The following is an 18,591-nucleotide window of genomic DNA, read 5'->3' on the forward strand; positions in this document are numbered from 1 at the left end:
GACGCTGTTATCAAACGTTTGCATAAATGCGCCGCGACCGGTTTTTACGTCAAGCACAAGCGCATCAATTCCTTCTGCAAGTTTTTTACTCATAATGCTCGCAGAAATCAACGGAATACTTTCCACTGTTGCAGTTACGTCGCGCAAGGCATACATACGTTTATCGGCGGGAGCAATTTCTTTCGTTTGCCCAATCATCACGAGACCGATTTCGCTAATGACATTTTTATATTCCGCAAGCGAAAGATTGACATTGAAACCGGGAATGGATTCGAGTTTATCAAGCGTTCCTCCCGTGTGGCCAAGTCCTCGACCGCTAATCATTGGCACGGGAACACCACACGCCGCAACCATTGGCGCAAGAATGAGCGAAACTTTATCACCAACACCGCCGGTAGAATGTTTATCCACCTTGACTCCGGGAATTTCCGAAAGGTCAACAACAACGCCGCTGTGCAGCATTTGTTCTGTGAGAATTGTTGTTTCCTCGTCATCCATTCCGCTCAGAAGTGTTGCCATCAAAAATGCGGACATTTGGTAATCCGCAATTTTTCCTTCGAGAAAATTTTTGATGAAGAATTCTAATTCGATTCTGCTGAGTTTTATTCCTTCTCGTTTCTTTTTTATGATTTCTACTGGGTTCATAGTTTCGTTTGTTCGTTTGTTGGTCGCTGGTTTGTTCGTTTTGAAATTAACTATCGAGCAAACCAACTAACATTTTTTCACTTGATTCCTCGACCACTTGAATCCTTGAATCCTAACATCGCAAGCATAATTCCCGAAATAGTTTTTCCATCAACAATTTTTTTCTGCTTAATCATTTTCAAAACTTTGTCGAATGGCAACACGAGAAGTTCCATTCCTTCTTCGCCTTCTTCCAGTTTTCTTCCGCCTTTTGCTTTGTGTAAATCTTGAGCGAGGAAAATGTGAAGTTGTTCGCTGCAAAATCCCGGCGTTGTAAAAATCGAAGTCAAATGTTTCCATTTCTTTGCAACATAACCGGTTTCTTCTTCGAGTTCACGTTTTGCGCAGTGAAGTGGTTCTTCATTCTTGAATAACTTTCCTGCGGGAAGTTCGATGATTTCTTGTTGCAACGGATAACGAAATTGTTTTACAAGAATTACTTTTTTATCATTCAACATTGGAACGACAACTGCGCCGCCATTGTGAAAAGCAACCTCCCGAATCGTTTTTGTTCCGCTTGAAATATATTCACATTCGTCTTTTACAATATCAAAGACTACACCGTTGTAAATATTTTTTCGATTGAGAAGTTTGAGGTTTGTCATTTGTTTGTCATTCCCACGAAAGTGGGAATCTACAATTTTTGAAAGTGGTTACCGCTTACGCGGGAATGACATTGATTTTAATTTTTTACCTGCACAATTTGTTGTGTCGGAATTTCGATTCCTTCTCTTCGAAATGCTTCAATTATTTTTTCCCGAAGTTGCGTTTCTGTTTCAAAACGTTTTTGATATTCATTGACAAAACCGACACATTCAAACGTCATTCCGAAATTTCCAAAATCAATTAAACATACATCAGGTTTTGGTTCTTGTACAATATTTTTGTGCGAAGAAAATAACTCGAATAAAGTGCTTTTCACTTTTTGAACATCGGCATTATAGGCAACATTCACGCGGACAATCGCTCGCATCATTTCATTTGGAAAAGAATAATTGACGATTCTGTTTTTAACAAGTTCGGCATTCGGAACGACGATAATATTTTTATCAATATTCAAAATGCGAGTGCTGCGCAAGCCGATTTGCTGAATGTCTCCGATTTCTCCCGATTGCATTTGAATTCTATCGCCAACGTGAAACGGTCTATCAACAAGAATAACAATCCCAGCAATCATATTTGCAATTGTTTCTTGCGCCGCGAGTGCAATTGCCAGCGAACCAACGCCGAGTGAAACAAGCAAACTTCCGATGTTCACGCCAAAATTGTCGAGCAAAATCATTGCTGAACCAAGCATTACGACGATTGTCAAAAACTTTTCAAAGAGAGGCGTAACTGTTTCGGAAATTTTTCCCGAATCACTTTGCAGTTGCTCATCAAAATACCATTCGACAAGCGCGTTGAGAATTTTGAGAACAATGCGTGAAGAAACATAGAGAGATATTACATAAAATCCATTGCGTACAAAGTGAAGAATGCGCGATAGTTCTTCATCGGAAGCAAATCTTCCTTGCAGTTCTGTAATAGCAATGTATGTTCCAAGCAGCAAAAATATCGAAGTGATTTTTTGTTTGAAGAGAACGACAATTTTATCATCGAGCGTAGTTTCCGATTTACTCGTGAAACGCTTTTCGATAAACGTAAGTAAAAATTTTCCGATTTTTCCAATAATAAATCCCGCCGCGATAATAATTGCGGCAAGTAAATATTCATTGGAAAGTATTGTTGCGATAAACATTATTTTTCGTTTGTTGGTTTGTTAGTTAGTTCGTTGGTTAGTTTGGAATTTATGAGCGAACTAACTAACGATTTTATCAATTTCTTTTGCAAGTATAAAATCTTTTTCCGTTAATCCGCCTGCACTGTGTGTGAAAAGCGTGAGCGTAACTTTATTCCAGCGAATATCAATATCGGGATGATGGTCAAATTTTTCCGCGAGGATTGCAACTTGATTGATAAAACCAATTGCTTGAATAAAATCTTTGAACACAAATTGTTTCGTGATTTCATTCTCTGCAAGTTTCCACACGGAAAGTTTTTGTAATTCTATTTGAATTTGAGTTTGTGATAAAAGCATTTTAGTTTATTTGTTTGTCGGTTCGTTCATTCGTTCGTTTTCAAACTGACTAACAAGTAAACGAACTAACGAACAAACGGTTATTAAAAAACCCCTTCAGCTCTTCGCACTTTTCCCATCTTCATTCCCAAAAACCTCTCTCCTACTTCGGAAAATTTTTCGGGAACATCGCTCACGAAAAATAGAATATTCGGTTTGTGTTTGCTCGTATTGCGCAAACCTTTTTCTTCTAAAAGAAGTTTCACTGATTCAGCAGTTGCAACGCCTGAATCAATTAACGTTACGTCTTCGAGAACATTTTGAATTACGTTTTTCAATAATGGATAATGCGTACATCCGAGAACAAGCGTATCAATTTTGTCTTGCTTGAACGAAAACAAATATTCTTTCGCAAGCATTTCCGTTGCTTTGTGTTCGGTAAATCCTTCTTCTGCAAGCGGAACAAACAACGGACAGGATTTTCCAAATACTTTTATCGAATCATCAAGTTGACGAATAGCATTTGTATAAGCATTGCTCGCAATTGTTGCTTTTGTTCCAATTACTCCGATTCTTTTTTTTTTCGTTGAATGAACAGCAGATTTCGCTCCGGGAATGATTACCCCAACAACCGGAACATTCGCTTCTTTTTGAACAACATCAAGCGCAACGGCAGAAACGGTATTACACGCAACAACAATTATTTTCACCTTTTGCGAAACAAGAAATTGTGCATCTTGTTTTGCATAACAACGAACAGTTTCAGGAGATTTTGGACCATACGGAACTCGTGCCGTATCACCAAAGTAAATTATGTTTTCGTGAGGAAGTATGTTGAGAAGCGAATGGACAACAGTTAATCCACCGATACCGGAATCAAAAACGCCGATGGGAAGAAAAGATTTGTCATGCATAAATTCGGCAAGAAATATAGAGAAAGTGGAGGAAAAGAAATGCTTTTGTATGTTCGTTTATTACTGATTTACTATCGCTTACTTAAAAAAATAAATCCACCTCATTGCTAACAGATAAAAATTTTAAGAAGTTAAGAACATCTCACAAATGATTATTTTGTGAGATGTTCTAAATCTTTGAATGGAAATTCTGAAAAATAAATTCGGATTTATTTTAACAAAATCATTTTTTTCAGTGAAGAAAAATTTTCTCCGCTCTCACTGACGGCAACCATTCTGTAAAAATATACCCCACTCTTTATGCTTGCGGCATTAAATTCCAAAGTATATTTGCCAGCAGATAATTTCTTTTCAATAACTGTTGCAATTTTCTCTCCTAACACATCATAAATACAAATTGAAACGTGAGCCAAGTTCGGAATATCAAATTGAATATTCGTTGTTGGGTTAAACGGATTCGGAAAATTCTGATGCAATGCGAAAGTAGTCGGAATTCCTTCAATCTCCGTTACGCTTGTTGTTAAACGATTTCCAAAGTACACAGTATCTACAATTGTTCCCGATAGTATTTGAATTGTATATGTTCCAGGTGAAGTCGGATAAGTTTGTGTCCAACCAGATTGTTGTTGTTCACTTACAATATACTCTCCGTGAAATAATCCGTTAAACATAAACCAACCCTCCGCATCCGTTAAGAGCGAATCTGTTTTTGTTCCGTTTAAACGTATTTTCCAATTAGGTAAAAATGGTTCACCTTCATCGTACGTACCATTTCCGTTGAAGTCATTAAACTTTCTTCCTATAATTTTTCCAAGTTGAAAATTTCCAAAATCTTTTCCGCTGTCAACTGTACCGCTAAACAAATTCAGCGCATACAATCCCGGAGGAGGAGGTAACGTTTGAATCCATTCGTCTTCTTGTTCTTGTCTTAAAAAATATTGACCGGGAGAAAGATTGATGAATTGAAAATTTCCCGATTGATTCGACAGCAGGGTATAAGTTGCAGTGCCGCTTAAGCGAATGATGCGTTGTGAAATTCCATTATCACCGCTATCTCTCATTCCGTTTCCATTATAATCAACAAATGAATACCCGGAAAGTTGGCAAGGAAACGCATTACCAAAATTTCTGCTATATAGTGAATCTCCACTTATGAGCGTAATATTATGTCCTCCACTTCCAACAGGAAAAGTTTGCAGCCATCCGGTTTTTACAAATTCACTAACAACATAATTCCCCGGACGCAAACTGGAAAATATGTATTGACCGTTCACATCAGTGAACATTGAATCAAGCTCGGGTCCGGTAATTTTTACTTTCCACCCAAATAATGGCGCGTCGCTCGTATCTATATTTCCGTTTCCGTTGAAATCGTGGAAAGTAATTCCTGTGATGTTTCCTTTTTTGAAGTTACCAAAATTTTTTCCCTCAATCACTGAGCCGCTTTTTATCGACAGAACATATAATCCCGATGATGGAAGAGAATGATACCAATTATTAGGTCGCAATACCTTTAGGGTGTAATTTCCTGCATGTAATTGTTCAAAAGAAAAATATCCGCTGCTGTCAGAAAACGTAGAATCGTTTTTTGCGCCAACAATAGTTAATTGCCACGACGAAAGAAACGGTTCATCGTTATCGAACTGGGCATTGGCGTTTAAATCATGAAAAACTTTTCCCATAACTTTTCCATACTTAAATAGACCAAAGATATTTTCAACCAAATGTTGGCCGGAAGAAAGTTGCAGTGTATAATTTCCGCTTGACGGATAGGTAACTTCCCATTCGTTCGAAACAAGCGGCGAAATAGTATAGGTACCGGATTCAAGTCCATAAAATAAAAATCTTCCTACGCTGTCGGAAGTTACCGTATCCGCCATTGTTCCGCTCAGTGCTATGCGAATATTTTTAATAGGAGTTTTTTCCGTTGAGTCAAGAATTCCATCTTGATTCCTATCTTCGTACAATGTTCCCGAAATTGTCGCAAGTTGAAAATTTCCAAAATTAAATCCTGTTGTATCAGTTTTATTCGGCAATACAATTTCGTATGCTCCGTTTCCTTCCGGATACGATTGAATCCATCCGTCTTTTTTTACTTCGTTGATTTGATATACTCCGGAAAGGAGATTGTTGAATTTATAGATACCATTCGCATTTGTTTCAACAGTATCATTTGCCGTTCCGGTAACAACAAATTTCCAGTGCTCAATTCCAATTTCATTCGAATCACGAACACCGTTAGAATTTTCATCATTCCATTTTATTCCGGAAATAGAACTTGCTTCAGTATTTCCGAACAACATATTTTCACGATGTTGCCCAATTGAAATCTGAATGATGTATTCTTTCGTTGGCGGAACAGTTTGTATCCATCCATCTTGCGGAATTTCAGAAAGACGATATACGCCAGGTTTCAGATTATCAAAATAAAAATTTCCCAAAGAATCTGTCAGCACAGTATCCGCAGTAAGTTTTCGCAAAACAATTTTCCATCCGCTTAAACCGTTTTCATTGGAATCTTTTATTCCATTTGCATTGGCGTCGTGAAATTTCATTCCGGAAATATGGCTAAATCGCACATTGCCAAAATTTTTCCCTTTCAATGTATCATTGCCGAGCGTACGTAGAACGTGAATCCGCTCATTATCTTCATTGAGAGGAGGAAATGTTTGACTCCAATGAACGTTTTCTTCTTCCTGTATCGTAACAATTCCGGGAAGTATATTTTGAAAAACATAATTTCCTAACGAATCCGTCATTGTCGAATCAATGTCGTATTCCATATCCACGTTGAAGTGTGGACCAAATTGATATACTTTCCAATTTGCAATTCCCGTTTCATTAGAGTCACGATAAGCGTTTCCGTTTTTATCATTAAATACAGTACCGCTCACCATTGCAGAAAACGTAATCCGAAAATCATCAATCGCCCATCCTTCTTCCGTTTCGGATTCATCCGAACCAAATCGAAAACGAAATCGAACACTCGGCTGCAATACCAAGTCATCCAATTTAAATGAAGATTGCACCCATCCGCTGTCTTCAAAATCATAATCAGATGAAGAGTAACCCCAATTTCCATCGCCAATGAATGCTACCGAATCTTCAACATCGTACCAATGCACAGCAGAAGTGTTATTGAACAAACCAAGTGTTGAAAAATTTATACCGTCAATGGAATATTCGAGAACTGCGCCATCATATCCTCCTTCTGTTTGATAGTTATGAAAAAAACTCACTATGGGAGTTTCCGATAGAGAAGAAAAATCAAAAACCGGCGAAAGGATAAATGAGTTTTCCAATTCACGGTACGTTCCCAATGTATCCGTAACCCAACATTTTTTGCCGCTGTACGCTTTTGTAATAAATTCTTTATTCGGATTTCCTCTTGTCCAACTATTTGAAAGAGAAAAAGAAGCAGTACTCCACGCACTCAATGAATCTTCGAACGAATCAGCATACGGAAACGAAGTTATTTTTTTTGTCACGGTAAATTTTTTAAATCCTACATCATTATTCACAGTACTATCGGGCAAATAAAACGAACGAACATACATCGTTTTCTCTCCGATGGAATTTGGTGAAAATGGTGTAACAAATGTCAACGTTGCTGTTGGGGGATTTCCACTCCAAAATGCGTTAAAGTTTTGAAATTGTCCGTCGTTCTGAAATTCAGGAACTGCATTCAGTTTATAAACAAGCCCGATAGTTTGTGGCGGCGTTCCTGTTCCTCCCCACATCAATTTTGTCTGAACAGAAATCGGAACATTGATAAGATACGGTTCCGGGAATAATCGCACGGAAGTAACGGAAACATCAGCAAGCGGTTGTTTTCCGATTTTGATGTTATCAAGAAATAAATTATTTCCAAAATCATTGTATCCAACAAATGCAATGAGAACGTTATTATTTGCAACCGTTGAAGGCAATACAAGTTTTTCTGTTCTCCATTGCGCAGGTCCAGGAATAAAATAATCATCCGTTACAGCAGTTTTCAAACTATCTCCGCCTTTTTTATAAATTCTTGAAAACGTGTTTCCTCCATTCGTAGAAAGCAATACAAAAAGACTATCGCTAAACTGTCCATAACGCGCATATGCAATGTTAAATTTCAACGAATCTCCATTCTGCAAACCCGTGAGAATCGGTGTAAAGAGAGTATCCGTTTCTGTGGAAGCATCGTAATCGTAAAAATTCATAAACGTTGAAGCAATTCCGACACCAAAAGCACTTGCTTCTGTAGAAAGTAACCACGTAATATCACTATCCGGATTGGAAATACTCCATCCTGTAGGAGGAAAGTTTTGGCTCTCAAAATCTTCAAGATAATACGATTTAATAATTTTTTTCTGATTTGTTCCGTAAGAATATTTCTGCTCAAACGAAAATCGTCGAATACCCTTTACATTTTTTTTCTTTACTACTAATGCCGGTTTTTTTCTTGAAGAAAATTTTTCGTTGCTCAGTGTTACAGAAACACTTGAAATGGTAAAGAAAAAAAGTAAAAGCAAAACGAGAATATTATTAATTGATTTCATAGGGTTCTTTTTTAAAAATAAATCAGTATGTAATTTCACTACCGACGAAAAAAAATAGTTCGTGTATCAATGGAAATACGTCAATCTCGATGGTGAGTGGTTATCCAATGTTTTACGTATTGCACAATTTCGTCAGTAGTTGTTCCGGGAGTAAAAATTTTTCCGCATCCTATTTCGGTTAATTTCAAAATATCTTGTTGCGGAATAATTCCGCCACCGAAAAGCAGAACATTATCCATTTTCTTTTCATCCATGAGTTTTTTAATACGAGGAAAAACTGTCATATGCGCGCCACTAAGAATACTGATTCCGATAACGTCAACATCTTCTTGTAACGCTGCCTCAACTATCATTTCGGGAGTTTTTCGTAAGCCGGAATAAATCACTTCCATTCCCGCATCCCGAAGCGCCGCCGCAACAACCTTTGCTCCTCGGTCGTGCCCATCTAATCCAACTTTTGCTATTAACACACGGATTTTTTTTTTCATAACGAAGACTATTTTTTGTTTTGTAAAGAATTATGAAATGGAAAATTGTTGTAATGCAAGAAACACTTTACAAAGCGGAAGCCCAACGACGTTATAAAAATCGCCATTGATTTTTTCGATAAACACTGCACCAATATCGTCTTGGATTCCATAGGCACCCGCTTTGTCGAACGGTTGAATTTTGGTTACGTAAAATTCTATCTCATCGTTTGTAATTTTTCTGAACGTAACTTCTGTTGCTTCAAACGATGTATGCGTGCGATATGATGGTGTATCAAGAATCGTAAATCCTGTATAAACTGTATGAGTATTTCCACTTAATTCTGAAAGCATTTGTTTTGCTTCTACTGAAGATTTCGGTTTGCCAAATGTTTTACCATTCAGACACACAATCGTATCTGCACCAAGAATAATTGCTTGAGAATTTTTTTGCGCAACATTCTTTGCTTTCTGTAATGAAAGTAACTGAACGTTTTCCTGCGGTGTAAGTTGAGAAATTATTTTTTCCTCTGTTTCGCTATTACAAACTGAAAAATGAATTCCAAGAAGTTGGAGTAATGCTTTTCTTCGTGGTGATACGGAAGCAAGAATAAAATTTTTTGAAAAATGAAGCACGACGTTTGTTGTACATAAAAAAAGCGATACGAAATGCATCGCTTTTCAATAGTATAATTATATTATCGAAACATCGCTTTGATACTTCCCCACGTTTTCCGAACGCCTGAAACAAAATGTGAAACTGAAATAGTTTCCGAATATTCAGGTTGGCGACCTTCTGAGAACAGTATTTTTATGCGATATTGGTATAATGTTTCTCCGCTTGATTTAAGCGCAGAATAATCTACAAACTCGTATTGAGAAGGCGTGTGTTTTGGACTGATAGAACCGATGTAAGTGAATACACCATTCGTTCCCGCTTTTTTTTCTATCTCAAATAATTCTACATTTGTTTCATTAATAGTAATCCATCGCAACAATACTTGCGAACCGTTACTAATTCCGCAAAACGAATTACCTTTGAGAACCGTTTCTGATAACAACGTTGAAGAGAATAAAAGAAAAGAAGTACATAATGAAACAATAATTTTATTCATAACAATTTCTCCGAAGTGTAAAAAAATTTTTGTGCGCGAGGTGGGACTTGAACCCACACAGCTTTCGCTATACGCCCCTCAAACGTACGTGTATGCCAGTTTCACCACTCGCGCAAACAGAAAAAATTTAACTGTTATATTCTCGTCAAATAAACGAATTATTTTACGTTATTGTTCATTGACGTGTGAGCCTGGGTGGGCTCGAACCACCGGCCCTCTGCTTAAAAGGCAGATGCTCTACCCCTGAGCTACAGGCTCAATTATCAAAAAAAATCGGTGAAAAGATACTAAAAGTTTCTGCTTCAAAAAACGGAAACAATTTTAAGTTTTGCCAAATAAATAATTAATCTTTTTTATCGAATTCTTCTACAAAAAATAATTTTTAGTTTATTTCTTCTATGGGTGTTGGCGCTTCGGTTGGAATCTTTTTCCTATACATTATTCCTAAAGGAATCAGCACACAATAACCAATAATCAAAAGCAATGGAGATAACACAAGCGGAGTAAATCCGTGTACATCACTTTTAGAAAGCAGAAAATATCCTGCCAAAATAAAAAGTAATCCGATACCCATTACAACAAAATTTATTGATTCAAAAGGCAAAATACTTTCAATTTTTGAATGTTTTTTGATTCGTTTTATTTTTATAGCCATACGTTTAAAAGTTTAATAGTACATAAAAAAACCTGGCGTTAGGGAGGGAACACCAGGCTTGACCGTATTCTTGAAACAGCAAGGGGAGAAACTGTTTCAAAGGTCGAGCAAAATATACGATTCGCAATGATTTAAATCAAGTTTTCAAAAAAAAATCTTTCAATTATTTTTGAGAAAATATTTTACCGCCTTCAAGTCGAAAAACACAACCGCCAAGAATGAAATGTTCATTATGCGTAACAATAACAAATGTTTGCTGAAATTTTTCATTCAGTTCTACAAATAATTCGCGTAACATTTCTGCGTTTGTAATATCCAAGTTCCCAGTCGGTTCGTCGGCAAAAATGATTTTCGGCTCGTTCATCAGTGCTCTCGCAATTGCAACACGCTGTTGTTCACCTCCCGAAAGTTCATTCGGCTTATGTACGAAACGCTCATGCAATCCGACTTCTTTCAACAAATATTCTGCACGGCTTTTTGCTTCGTTTGTTTTCATTCCAGCGATGAGTGCGGGAAGCATTACATTTTCCACCGCTGTAAATTCAGGAAGCAAATGATGAAATTGAAACACGAAACCGATTTCTTTGTTTCGAATTCGCACTAATTCTTCATCATATAGTTCAACGATATTTTTTTCACTAAAAAAAACACTTCCTTTATTTGGTTTTTCCAATGTGCCAAGTATGTGCAATAACGTACTTTTTCCCGAACCCGATGGTCCGACGATCGAAACAATTTCTCCAGAATATATTTCCAAAGAAATTTCTTTCAACACATGAATATATTGTTCTTCCTTTTCATTCACAATGAATACTTTGTGAACATCCTCTGCGCGAAGTAGAATTTTCTTCTCTATTCCCATCGAATTGCCTCCATTGGAACAACGCCGCTTGCACGCCGCGAAGGAATGTATGATGCAATTGCTGAAAGAAGCAACGAAGCAAATGATACAGTGAAGAAATCTACGAAGTGAATTTCAACGGGAATTGCAGGAATGATATATACCGTCGGGTCAAGCGGAAAAAGATGAAACTTATCTTGCAAAATTACAACGAGTAATCCAAGAATAATTCCGAACACTGTTCCAAAAATTCCAACGAACATTCCTTCGAGCATAAAAATTTTACGAATGGATTTTTTCTTTGCACCCATCGAAACAAGAACTCCGATGTCGCGTTTTTTTTCTAATACAGTCATTGAAAGTGAACCGAGTAAATTAAACGTTGCAACGGCGATGATACACGAAAGAATAATGTACGCGCTCCATCGCTCAATGTTCATTACGGAAAACAAATCTTTGTGCAAATCGTACCACGTTTCGATTTGAAGTGATGTGAGATTTTGGATGCGGGGTGTGAGTTGTTGTTTCACAAGTTCTGATTTTGAAATATCATTAAGGCGAATTTCGATTCCTTGAATATTTGTTGCGTGAAATAATTCTTTTGCTGCATCCATCGAAACGAAAGCAATCTGTCCATCAAATTCGGGATTCTTTGTTTCAAAAATTCCTGCAACACGAAATCGTTTTGCTTGCGGAATCAAACTTCGCAGCATCTCCCCCATTTCTTCTGGACTATAAATCGAAACATAATTTCCCACAATCAGGCCAAGTTTATCTGCAAGATTGAACCCGATTACAATATCAGAAATTGCGCCGGAATCCTTCGTTGAATATTTTCCAAGAACAATTTTCTGCCGAATGTCAATCGTGTTTTGAATTTCACTTTCGTTCACTCCTTTCAGCAACACGACTTGATTTCCTTCGCTTGATTGCACCAAAGCTTTCTTTGCAATGTACGGAGCGAATGATACTATTTCTTTTTGTTGTTGAAGATTATTTTTGATTTCATTGTAACTCTCGATTCCTTTTTTTCCTTTTCCTTCAATGCGAATGTGGGGGGAAAATCCAACAAGAACTTTTTGCACAACGCCGCTGAATCCATTAAACACGGAGAGAATAATTACCAATGCCGCAACACCGACAGTAATTCCCACGACAGAAATCATTGATATTATTCCTGCAAAATGTTTTTTCTTCTTTGCAGAAAAATATCTTCGCGCGATAAAAAATTCGTAACTCATCTATGAAAAACGCAAGGTATCAATAATATTTATTCTCGAAACTGCACGAGAAGGAATGAACGATGCGAGAAAACTCAATACAAGTACGCACAAGGAAACAATAGCAAAGTTTTCCCATTGCAATAAAATTGGAACATTCGACATAAAATACACATCAGCACTGAGTGAAAAGAAATGATACTTTTGTTCGAGCAAGCAATACGATAAGCCGAGCATATTTCCGAATATCATTCCGACAACTCCGATGAAGATTCCTTGCAACAAAAATATTTTTGCGATTTCTTTATTTGAAGCGCCGAGTGATTTGAGAATTCCAATGTCTTTTGTTCGCTCAAGAATTAACATCAACAATGCGCCGATGATATTCACTACTGCGACAATAGTTATCAATCCAAGGATAAGCGGAATTGGTTTCTTTTGTAACTCAAGCCAAGAAAATAAATTGTGATACAATTCAAAAACTGTTTGTGCATAATGCGGATAACCGGCAAGTTTTTGAATTTGTTTTGCCGCTTCATCTGCATGCGAAACATCGTTCATCATTATATCAAATCCACTTGCAGCATTTTGCAGTTGAAATAATTTTTGTGCAGAAGATAAATCCGTAAATGCAATAACATCATCGTATTCCGCCATCCCCGTTTCATAGATTGTCCCAACAACAAATTGTTTCGCTCGCGGCTGAATTCCATCTTTTATATTCGGAACATCAAATACAATGACTTTATCATTGAGTTTTACGTTCAATCTATTTGCGAGTTTTTTACCCAAAATGATATGAGATATGAGATGTGAGATGTGCGTATTACTATTAACCACTGACAACTGACTACTGACTACTGACTTCTGGCTACTTGTTTCTACTACATATTTACTCAACAATTCGCTCGCTTGCTCTTCTTCAATTCCTTTCAAAAAAACTCCTTCGATATTTTCTTTCGAGCGAATCAGAACTTCTTTCGCGGCAAAAGGTGAAACTGATTTTACGTTGGAAACTTGTTTCAGAATTTTTTCCGAAGTTTCTTGATAATGCGGAAGCGGTTTGTTTTGAAATCCTGTTACGTGAATGTGCGAAGTAAATCCGATCACTTTTTCTTTCAATTCTTTTTCAAATCCGCCAACGATTGCAAGCGCGATAACAAGAGCCGCAGTTCCTAACGTTATTCCGAGAATTGCAAACGTATTGATAAACGAGAGCAATCCGCGTTTGCGATTTGATTTCAAAAAACGTTTGGCTATGAATAATTCGTATTTCATAATTTAGATGTTAGGTGATAGGTGATAGGTTTTAGGTTTTAGGTGTTTGGTTTCTGCACTTCCTTACTTCTAATACCTAATACCTAACACCTAATACCTAACTTTACACATACAATAAAAACACTCCCGTCAATGCAATCACCAATCCCGCAAATGCATGCGAATATCTCTCAGCAATTTTATGTTTGATGAGTTCGATTCCTTTGGTTCCAAGAAAACTTTGTAACTCCATCATTACTAACGTTACGATAGAAAATGAAATTGAAACAATTGCAATTCCCCACCAACCGTAACTCGAAGCGAGAAACATCAATGGAATCAACGGCTCGCACGGACCAAGTATAAATATTGCAAACAACGTCCATAACGTTACTACTTTCTTCGAAGATAAATCCGGTGAATGGTGATGATGATGTTGCGCGTGTTTCATTCCCCACAATGCATAAGCAATTCCAAAACCAATCAGCAAATACAATCCGATTTGTCCCCGTGTTGATTCAACTCCTTGCAGCAATGTAGAAGCATAACCAAGCGCAATACCTATTCCCCCAAGAACGATTGACGAACCAACGTGTCCAATCGAAGCAACTAACACGGTAAAAAACATTTTCTTCCTCGACCAGTTTTGCGCTTTCCCAATCATTACAAACGGCATCCAATGGTCCGGCGCAAAGGAATGAACAATTGCGATAGATATGGTTGAGAGAAGAAGTAAAGTAAAAGAGTCCATCGTTGAAGAGTAGATAGTAGAAAGTAGTTAGTAGGTATGGAGAATGGAGTTCATATAAGAATCTAACAACTTACTCACTTCATCAAGCAAAGAAAATAATTCATTTGTCTCGCCGTAATGTAAATCTCTTGAGAGAATTAAATAATAACGACATTCTTCAACTGAACCTTGTGCTATATTATAAAATTTAACTTTGTCCGGTTTCGTTCTCTTCTTAAATCCTTCGGCAATGTTTGATGGAATAGAAATCGCCGCTCGCCGAAACTGTGAAGTAAGAACGTATATTTCTTCTTTCGGAAATTTGCGTGTGAGTTTATAGACAGACAAAACAAATTGGTGTGCTTTCTGCCAAACAATTACATCTTCAAATTTTTTAGATGGTTCCATTCTTTTTTTTACTATGAATAAATTGCTAATCTAATGAAAAGTAGACAGTAGACAGTAGTTAGTAGTCAGTAGGAAAAAACTACTGCTGTCTTTCTACTATCTACTATCTACTGACTACTGACTACTTTCTACTTCCTACTTAAATTCCAGCAAATACCCATTAATAAACTCATCAATATCTCCATCCATAACAGAAGTAGTTTGCGCCGTTTCAACATTCGTGCGATGGTCTTTTACCATATTATACGGATGAAACACATACGAACGAATCTGACTTCCCCATTCGATTTTCTTTTTTGTTTTTTCAATCGAATCAAGTTTCGCTTCTTCTTCCTCGCGCCGCAACTGATACAAACGCGACTTCAACATTTTCATTGCGCGCTCACGATTTTGAAATTGCGAACGCTCTTGCTGACACGCTACAACAACTCCCGACGGAACGTGAGTAATACGCACTGCAGTTTCCACTTTGTTCACGTTTTGTCCACCTTTACCGCCGGAACGATATGTATCAAAGACAATATCGGCGGGATTGATTTCGATTTCCGCATCGTCCTCGATTTCGGGATAGACAAACACGGATGCAAACGATGTATGTCTTCGGGCGTTCGCATCAAACGGAGAAATGCGTACGAGACGATGCACACCGCTTTCCGCTTTCAAATATCCGTACGCGTATTGTCCAACTACTTCAATCGTTGCGCTTTTTATTCCCGCACCATCACCTTCCAATTCATCAACAAGTGAAACTTTGTAACCGCGCCGCTCACACCAACGCAAATACATTCGAAGAAGCATTTGCGCCCAATCTTGAGCTTCCGTTCCACCCGCTCCCGAGTGAATTGTGAGAATCGCGCTCTTTCCATCATCCACTCCGCTTAACATCGAACGAAGTTCTAAATCGGCGAGAGATTTTTCAAGTGAGGAAATTTCATTCGTGAGTTCGCTTCCGTACGCTTCATCATTTGTCTCGCTTACTAATTCTTCCAACGCAAGCGCATCATCGAGTAGGCGTTTGAGTTTTGCATAATCATCGAGCCACACTTTGACTTCGCTGACTTTCTGCATTACTTTTTGTGCGGTTATGTTATCGTTCCAAAAATTCGGCTCTGTTGTTTTTGTGTGAAGTTCTGCTACGAGTTTCTCTTTTCCATCAACGTCAAAGAAACCTCCGCAACTGCGTTACGCGTTCGGAAAGTTGTTTGAGTACGAGTTCGGTGTTTTGGATGTCGAGCATAATGAGAGGGATTTTAGGTTTTAGGTTTTAGGTTTTAGATTTTAGAAGTTAGATAGTAGATTGAAGTTGAAATAACTCAATAAGGTTTCTATCAACGAGTTTCAATGTTTCTTGATTTAGAAAACCGATTCTTCCAGCAGAAAACTTAATATCAATTGTAGCAAGTTTATTCAATTTCAATAAAGAATCTTTCTTTAAGAATGGAAAAGAACTTTGTCGTAGTAAAATTTCATTGTGATGTATGAGCGCAAACTTTGTCGTAATAAAAGCAACCGTTACATCTAATGGACTTTCAACTAATACTAATGCAGGTCGAAGTTTGTCGCCTGAAAAATCAGTGAAGGGAAACAGGATGAGTATAATGTCGCCTTTGTTCATTATGCTTTTTTGATAACATCATCGAGCGTGTATAAATCTTCTTCCTCTTCAAGAAATTTGAAACTTTCTGATGACGAAACAAGTTCTTGTATTCCCTTTTGCAGAATAACTTCTTCTTGCTTTTGATAGAGGAATTCTGCAAACTCACTTACTTCAACAAGTTTTTCTTCGGGAAGAATGTGTAAGTATTGGACAGTTTTTTCTATGACGTTTTGTTTATTCATACAAAGGTTCTTTTGTTTTGTTTGCAATGCAAAATTCGCATCCAATCGTTATTCGCATTGATAGGCGTACATTAAATTTTGCGGGCAAAAGTTAGAAAATATGTGAAGGAGAAAAAAACGTTTGCTGTATGATGAATGTTTTGTATGTTTGTGCAACAAAATAAATTACTTATACATTAATATGCCTCTCAATTCATACAACACAAACCCACAACCCATAACTTCAAAACAGTATTTCAAAATATTGTTTCTCATTAACATTGCTCTAATACTTGGATTGGTAGCGTTTGCTTCATTCTCGTTCTATATTGCACGTACTTTAGAACATAATCAAGATTCTGATGATCTTCGTGGAACATCAAGAAATTCAATCTAAAATGTCAGAAGAAATTTCCCATCTTTCATTATCATTATGTCATCAAACCACACATCGGGATATTTTACTAATCCATCGAGATGACTTGCAACGCGAACACTTCCTCCCATTGATTTATTGTCGCCGAATGCAATGTGAATTGTTCCCATCACTTTTTCGTCTTCTATAATTTTTCCAGTAAGAATTGCTTTATCGTTCGTTCCAATTCCGAATTCCGCAACGGTGCGAGCATCTTTTCCAAACGGTTCAATAAGTGAAATAAATTTCTTTGCGTCTTCTCCACCAGTGATTTCAGTGGCAAAACCATTTTCCACATTTATCCGAATCGGTTCTTTCACCATTCCAACTTGCGCCATCGAACCATCAACAACAATTACTCCATTCGATTCGTTTTCTAATGGTGCGAGATATGCTTCTCCCGTTGGCAAATTTCCCGATTCACCTTTCTTCCGAAACAATCCTGAACTCGCAAATGCTTTTCTTCCTTGTATCGGCATTGAAATATCCGTTCCCAATTTCGTCGTAACGCGAATAACATTTGTTTTCTCTAACATCGCGCAGAGTTGAAAAGTTCGCTCGGCAATTTTATTGTAATCCGCATTCATACAGCGAATCATAATTTCTTCCGTTACACCGGGAAGCGTTGCAACACGAACACCCATCGCACTTGCCGCTCGTCGTGAATCTGTGTGCGTCAAAGACTTCGATGTTGGACACAAAACTACATCGAAGAGTTTCATCAATTCGGCAACTTCTTGTGGCGGTTCTTCTCCATTCGATTTTCGCGGAAGCATTTCGACAAGTAGCACTTCATTTCCTAAATCTTTTGCCGCTTGATGAAGTGAATACGCAAGATTTCGTGAAAGTTCATCTGTAATAACGAGAACTTTTTCATTCGGTTGCAATCCCATACAATCGCGAAGTGCGATGGTGGAAGCGGAGAGAAGTTCAGGGTTCATAGTCTTTAAATTATTTTACATGAAAAATGTTGGTTGTCATTATTGTAGAAATAAACCTGCGCCCGGACCTACAGGAATTCCCATTGAAATCCAAACCATCAACATGATCGCCCATCCGACAAGAAAAACGATAGAATACGGAAGCATCATCGCTATAATCGTTCCTAATCCTGCATCGGCTTTATAGCGTTGAATAAAAGCGACGATAAGCGCGAAATATGACATCATCGGAGTAATAATATTTGTCACAGAATCCCCGATGCGATATACACATTGCGTTAGTTCAGGCGTGTAACCGACTAACATAAACATCGGAATAAATACCGGAGCCATAATTGCCCACTTTGCCGAAGCGCTTCCCATAAATAAATTCATTGTTGCCGATAAGACAATAAACACAATCATAAGCGGAATTCCCGTAAGTCCAATTTCTTTGAGAAACTCCGAACCTTTCACGGCAAGTATCAATCCTAAATTTGTCCAATTAAAAAAAGCAACAAACTGCGCGGCAAAAAAAACGAGAACGATATAT

At 37.6% G+C, this 18,591-nt stretch carries 20 protein-coding genes and 2 tRNA genes; all 22 read right to left on the reverse strand.

The window, feature by feature from the left end; translation table 11 throughout:
• A partial coding sequence (locus FJ218_07430) for a thymidine phosphorylase (GenBank protein MBM4166728.1) occupies nucleotides 1-645 on the reverse strand: 645 nt, incomplete at its 3' end.
• A 77-nt stretch (nucleotides 646-722) separates the two neighbouring features.
• Nucleotides 723-1,289 (reverse strand): NUDIX hydrolase, encoded by a 567-nt coding sequence (locus tag FJ218_07435; protein MBM4166729.1) that lies wholly within the window; start codon nucleotides 1,287-1,289, stop codon nucleotides 723-725.
• A 77-nt stretch (nucleotides 1,290-1,366) separates the two neighbouring features.
• Nucleotides 1,367-2,422: a mechanosensitive ion channel family protein gene (locus FJ218_07440; protein MBM4166730.1), complete on the reverse strand. Its 1,056-nt coding sequence runs from the start codon at nucleotides 2,420-2,422 to the stop codon at nucleotides 1,367-1,369.
• Between the two features lie 60 nt (nucleotides 2,423-2,482).
• Complete coding sequence (locus FJ218_07445; protein ID MBM4166731.1) at nucleotides 2,483-2,761, reverse strand: 4a-hydroxytetrahydrobiopterin dehydratase; 279 nt, start codon at nucleotides 2,759-2,761, stop codon at nucleotides 2,483-2,485.
• 83 nt (nucleotides 2,762-2,844) lie between these two features.
• Nucleotides 2,845-3,654 carry a glutamate racemase gene (locus FJ218_07450; protein ID MBM4166732.1) on the reverse strand — a complete coding sequence of 270 codons (810 nt, stop codon included), beginning with the start codon at nucleotides 3,652-3,654 and terminating at the stop codon, nucleotides 2,845-2,847.
• Between the two features lie 209 nt (nucleotides 3,655-3,863).
• Entirely contained in the window at nucleotides 3,864-8,192 is a 4,329-nt protein-coding gene (locus FJ218_07455; GenBank protein ID MBM4166733.1) for a T9SS type A sorting domain-containing protein, read from the reverse strand.
• Between the two features lie 80 nt (nucleotides 8,193-8,272).
• On the reverse strand, nucleotides 8,273-8,680 hold the full coding sequence (locus FJ218_07460) for a cobalamin B12-binding domain-containing protein (GenBank protein ID MBM4166734.1): 408 nt from the start codon (nucleotides 8,678-8,680) through the stop codon (nucleotides 8,273-8,275).
• Nucleotides 8,681-8,710: 30 nt separating this feature from the next.
• Nucleotides 8,711-9,334, reverse strand: a complete 624-nt coding sequence (locus FJ218_07465; protein ID MBM4166735.1) for a septum formation inhibitor Maf — start codon at nucleotides 9,332-9,334, stop codon at nucleotides 8,711-8,713.
• Between the two features lie 23 nt (nucleotides 9,335-9,357).
• The gene (locus FJ218_07470) at nucleotides 9,358-9,774 is read right to left on the reverse strand and encodes a hypothetical protein (GenBank protein ID MBM4166736.1); all 417 of its coding nucleotides are present in this window, start codon (nucleotides 9,772-9,774) and stop codon (nucleotides 9,358-9,360) included.
• A gap of 29 nt (nucleotides 9,775-9,803) precedes the next feature.
• A tRNA-Leu gene (locus FJ218_07475) sits at nucleotides 9,804-9,888 on the reverse strand.
• A 72-nt stretch (nucleotides 9,889-9,960) separates the two neighbouring features.
• Nucleotides 9,961-10,032 (reverse strand) — tRNA-Lys (locus FJ218_07480).
• A gap of 124 nt (nucleotides 10,033-10,156) precedes the next feature.
• Nucleotides 10,157-10,378, reverse strand: a complete 222-nt coding sequence (locus tag FJ218_07485) for a DUF3098 domain-containing protein (GenBank protein MBM4166737.1) — start codon at nucleotides 10,376-10,378, stop codon at nucleotides 10,157-10,159.
• A gap of 214 nt (nucleotides 10,379-10,592) precedes the next feature.
• On the reverse strand, nucleotides 10,593-11,291 hold the full coding sequence (locus FJ218_07490; protein MBM4166738.1) for an ABC transporter ATP-binding protein: 699 nt from the start codon (nucleotides 11,289-11,291) through the stop codon (nucleotides 10,593-10,595).
• The gene (locus tag FJ218_07495) at nucleotides 11,282-12,511 is read right to left on the reverse strand and encodes an ABC transporter permease (GenBank protein ID MBM4166739.1); all 1,230 of its coding nucleotides are present in this window, start codon (nucleotides 12,509-12,511) and stop codon (nucleotides 11,282-11,284) included. Before FJ218_07495 ends, FJ218_07490 begins: the two co-directional genes overlap by 10 nt.
• Nucleotides 12,512-13,768 carry an ABC transporter permease gene (locus tag FJ218_07500; GenBank protein ID MBM4166740.1) on the reverse strand — a complete coding sequence of 419 codons (1,257 nt, stop codon included), beginning with the start codon at nucleotides 13,766-13,768 and terminating at the stop codon, nucleotides 12,512-12,514. It abuts the gene before it with no gap.
• 103 nt (nucleotides 13,769-13,871) lie between these two features.
• Entirely contained in the window at nucleotides 13,872-14,498 is a 627-nt protein-coding gene (locus FJ218_07505) for a hypothetical protein (protein ID MBM4166741.1), read from the reverse strand.
• A 27-nt stretch (nucleotides 14,499-14,525) separates the two neighbouring features.
• Nucleotides 14,526-14,885: a four helix bundle protein gene (locus FJ218_07510; protein ID MBM4166742.1), complete on the reverse strand. Its 360-nt coding sequence runs from the start codon at nucleotides 14,883-14,885 to the stop codon at nucleotides 14,526-14,528.
• Between the two features lie 135 nt (nucleotides 14,886-15,020).
• Nucleotides 15,021-16,122, reverse strand: a protein-coding gene (locus tag FJ218_07515; protein ID MBM4166743.1) for a peptide chain release factor 2 whose coding sequence is annotated in 2 segments (ribosomal slippage) — nucleotides 15,021-16,055 and nucleotides 16,057-16,122 — 1,101 coding nt in all. Because the reading frame shifts where the segments join, the coding sequence is not laid out codon by codon here.
• A gap of 48 nt (nucleotides 16,123-16,170) precedes the next feature.
• A complete protein-coding gene (locus FJ218_07520; protein MBM4166744.1) occupies nucleotides 16,171-16,500 on the reverse strand; it encodes a type II toxin-antitoxin system PemK/MazF family toxin in 330 nt (109 codons plus the stop codon).
• A complete protein-coding gene (locus FJ218_07525) occupies nucleotides 16,500-16,724 on the reverse strand; it encodes a hypothetical protein (protein MBM4166745.1) in 225 nt (74 codons plus the stop codon). The genes FJ218_07520 and FJ218_07525 overlap by 1 nt, the downstream gene beginning before the upstream one ends.
• 372 nt (nucleotides 16,725-17,096) lie before the next feature.
• Nucleotides 17,097-18,059 (reverse strand): aminopeptidase, encoded by a 963-nt coding sequence (locus FJ218_07530; protein ID MBM4166746.1) that lies wholly within the window; start codon nucleotides 18,057-18,059, stop codon nucleotides 17,097-17,099.
• A gap of 39 nt (nucleotides 18,060-18,098) precedes the next feature.
• Nucleotides 18,099-18,591: AbgT family transporter (locus tag FJ218_07535; protein MBM4166747.1), on the reverse strand; the 493-nt coding region annotated here is incomplete at its 5' end.

The sequence above is a fragment of the Ignavibacteria bacterium genome, from assembly GCA_016873775.1.
Taxonomy (GTDB): domain Bacteria; phylum Bacteroidota; class Ignavibacteria; order UBA10030; family F1-140-MAGs086; genus JAGXRH01.

Coding starts and splice junctions, on each gene's coding strand:
- FJ218_07465 (MBM4166735.1), bottom strand. CDS start 9,334: ATGCATTTCGTATCGCTTTTTTTATGTACAACAAACGTCGTGCTTCAT.
- FJ218_07440 (MBM4166730.1), bottom strand. CDS start 2,422: ATGTTTATCGCAACAATACTTTCCAATGAATATTTACTTGCCGCAATT.
- FJ218_07445 (MBM4166731.1), bottom strand. CDS start 2,761: ATGCTTTTATCACAAACTCAAATTCAAATAGAATTACAAAAACTTTCC.
- FJ218_07510 (MBM4166742.1), bottom strand. CDS start 14,885: ATGGAACCATCTAAAAAATTTGAAGATGTAATTGTTTGGCAGAAAGCA.
- FJ218_07460 (MBM4166734.1), bottom strand. CDS start 8,680: ATGAAAAAAAAAATCCGTGTGTTAATAGCAAAAGTTGGATTAGATGGG.
- FJ218_07505 (MBM4166741.1), bottom strand. CDS start 14,498: ATGGACTCTTTTACTTTACTTCTTCTCTCAACCATATCTATCGCAATT.
- FJ218_07525 (MBM4166745.1), bottom strand. CDS start 16,724: ATGAATAAACAAAACGTCATAGAAAAAACTGTCCAATACTTACACATT.
- FJ218_07495 (MBM4166739.1), bottom strand. CDS start 12,511: ATGAGTTACGAATTTTTTATCGCGCGAAGATATTTTTCTGCAAAGAAG.
- FJ218_07520 (MBM4166744.1), bottom strand. CDS start 16,500: ATGAACAAAGGCGACATTATACTCATCCTGTTTCCCTTCACTGATTTT.
- FJ218_07490 (MBM4166738.1), bottom strand. CDS start 11,291: ATGGGAATAGAGAAGAAAATTCTACTTCGCGCAGAGGATGTTCACAAA.
- FJ218_07470 (MBM4166736.1), bottom strand. CDS start 9,774: ATGAATAAAATTATTGTTTCATTATGTACTTCTTTTCTTTTATTCTCT.
- FJ218_07455 (MBM4166733.1), bottom strand. CDS start 8,192: ATGAAATCAATTAATAATATTCTCGTTTTGCTTTTACTTTTTTTCTTT.
- FJ218_07500 (MBM4166740.1), bottom strand. CDS start 13,768: ATGAAATACGAATTATTCATAGCCAAACGTTTTTTGAAATCAAATCGC.
- FJ218_07435 (MBM4166729.1), bottom strand. CDS start 1,289: ATGACAAACCTCAAACTTCTCAATCGAAAAAATATTTACAACGGTGTA.
- FJ218_07450 (MBM4166732.1), bottom strand. CDS start 3,654: ATGCATGACAAATCTTTTCTTCCCATCGGCGTTTTTGATTCCGGTATC.
- FJ218_07530 (MBM4166746.1), bottom strand. CDS start 18,059: ATGAACCCTGAACTTCTCTCCGCTTCCACCATCGCACTTCGCGATTGT.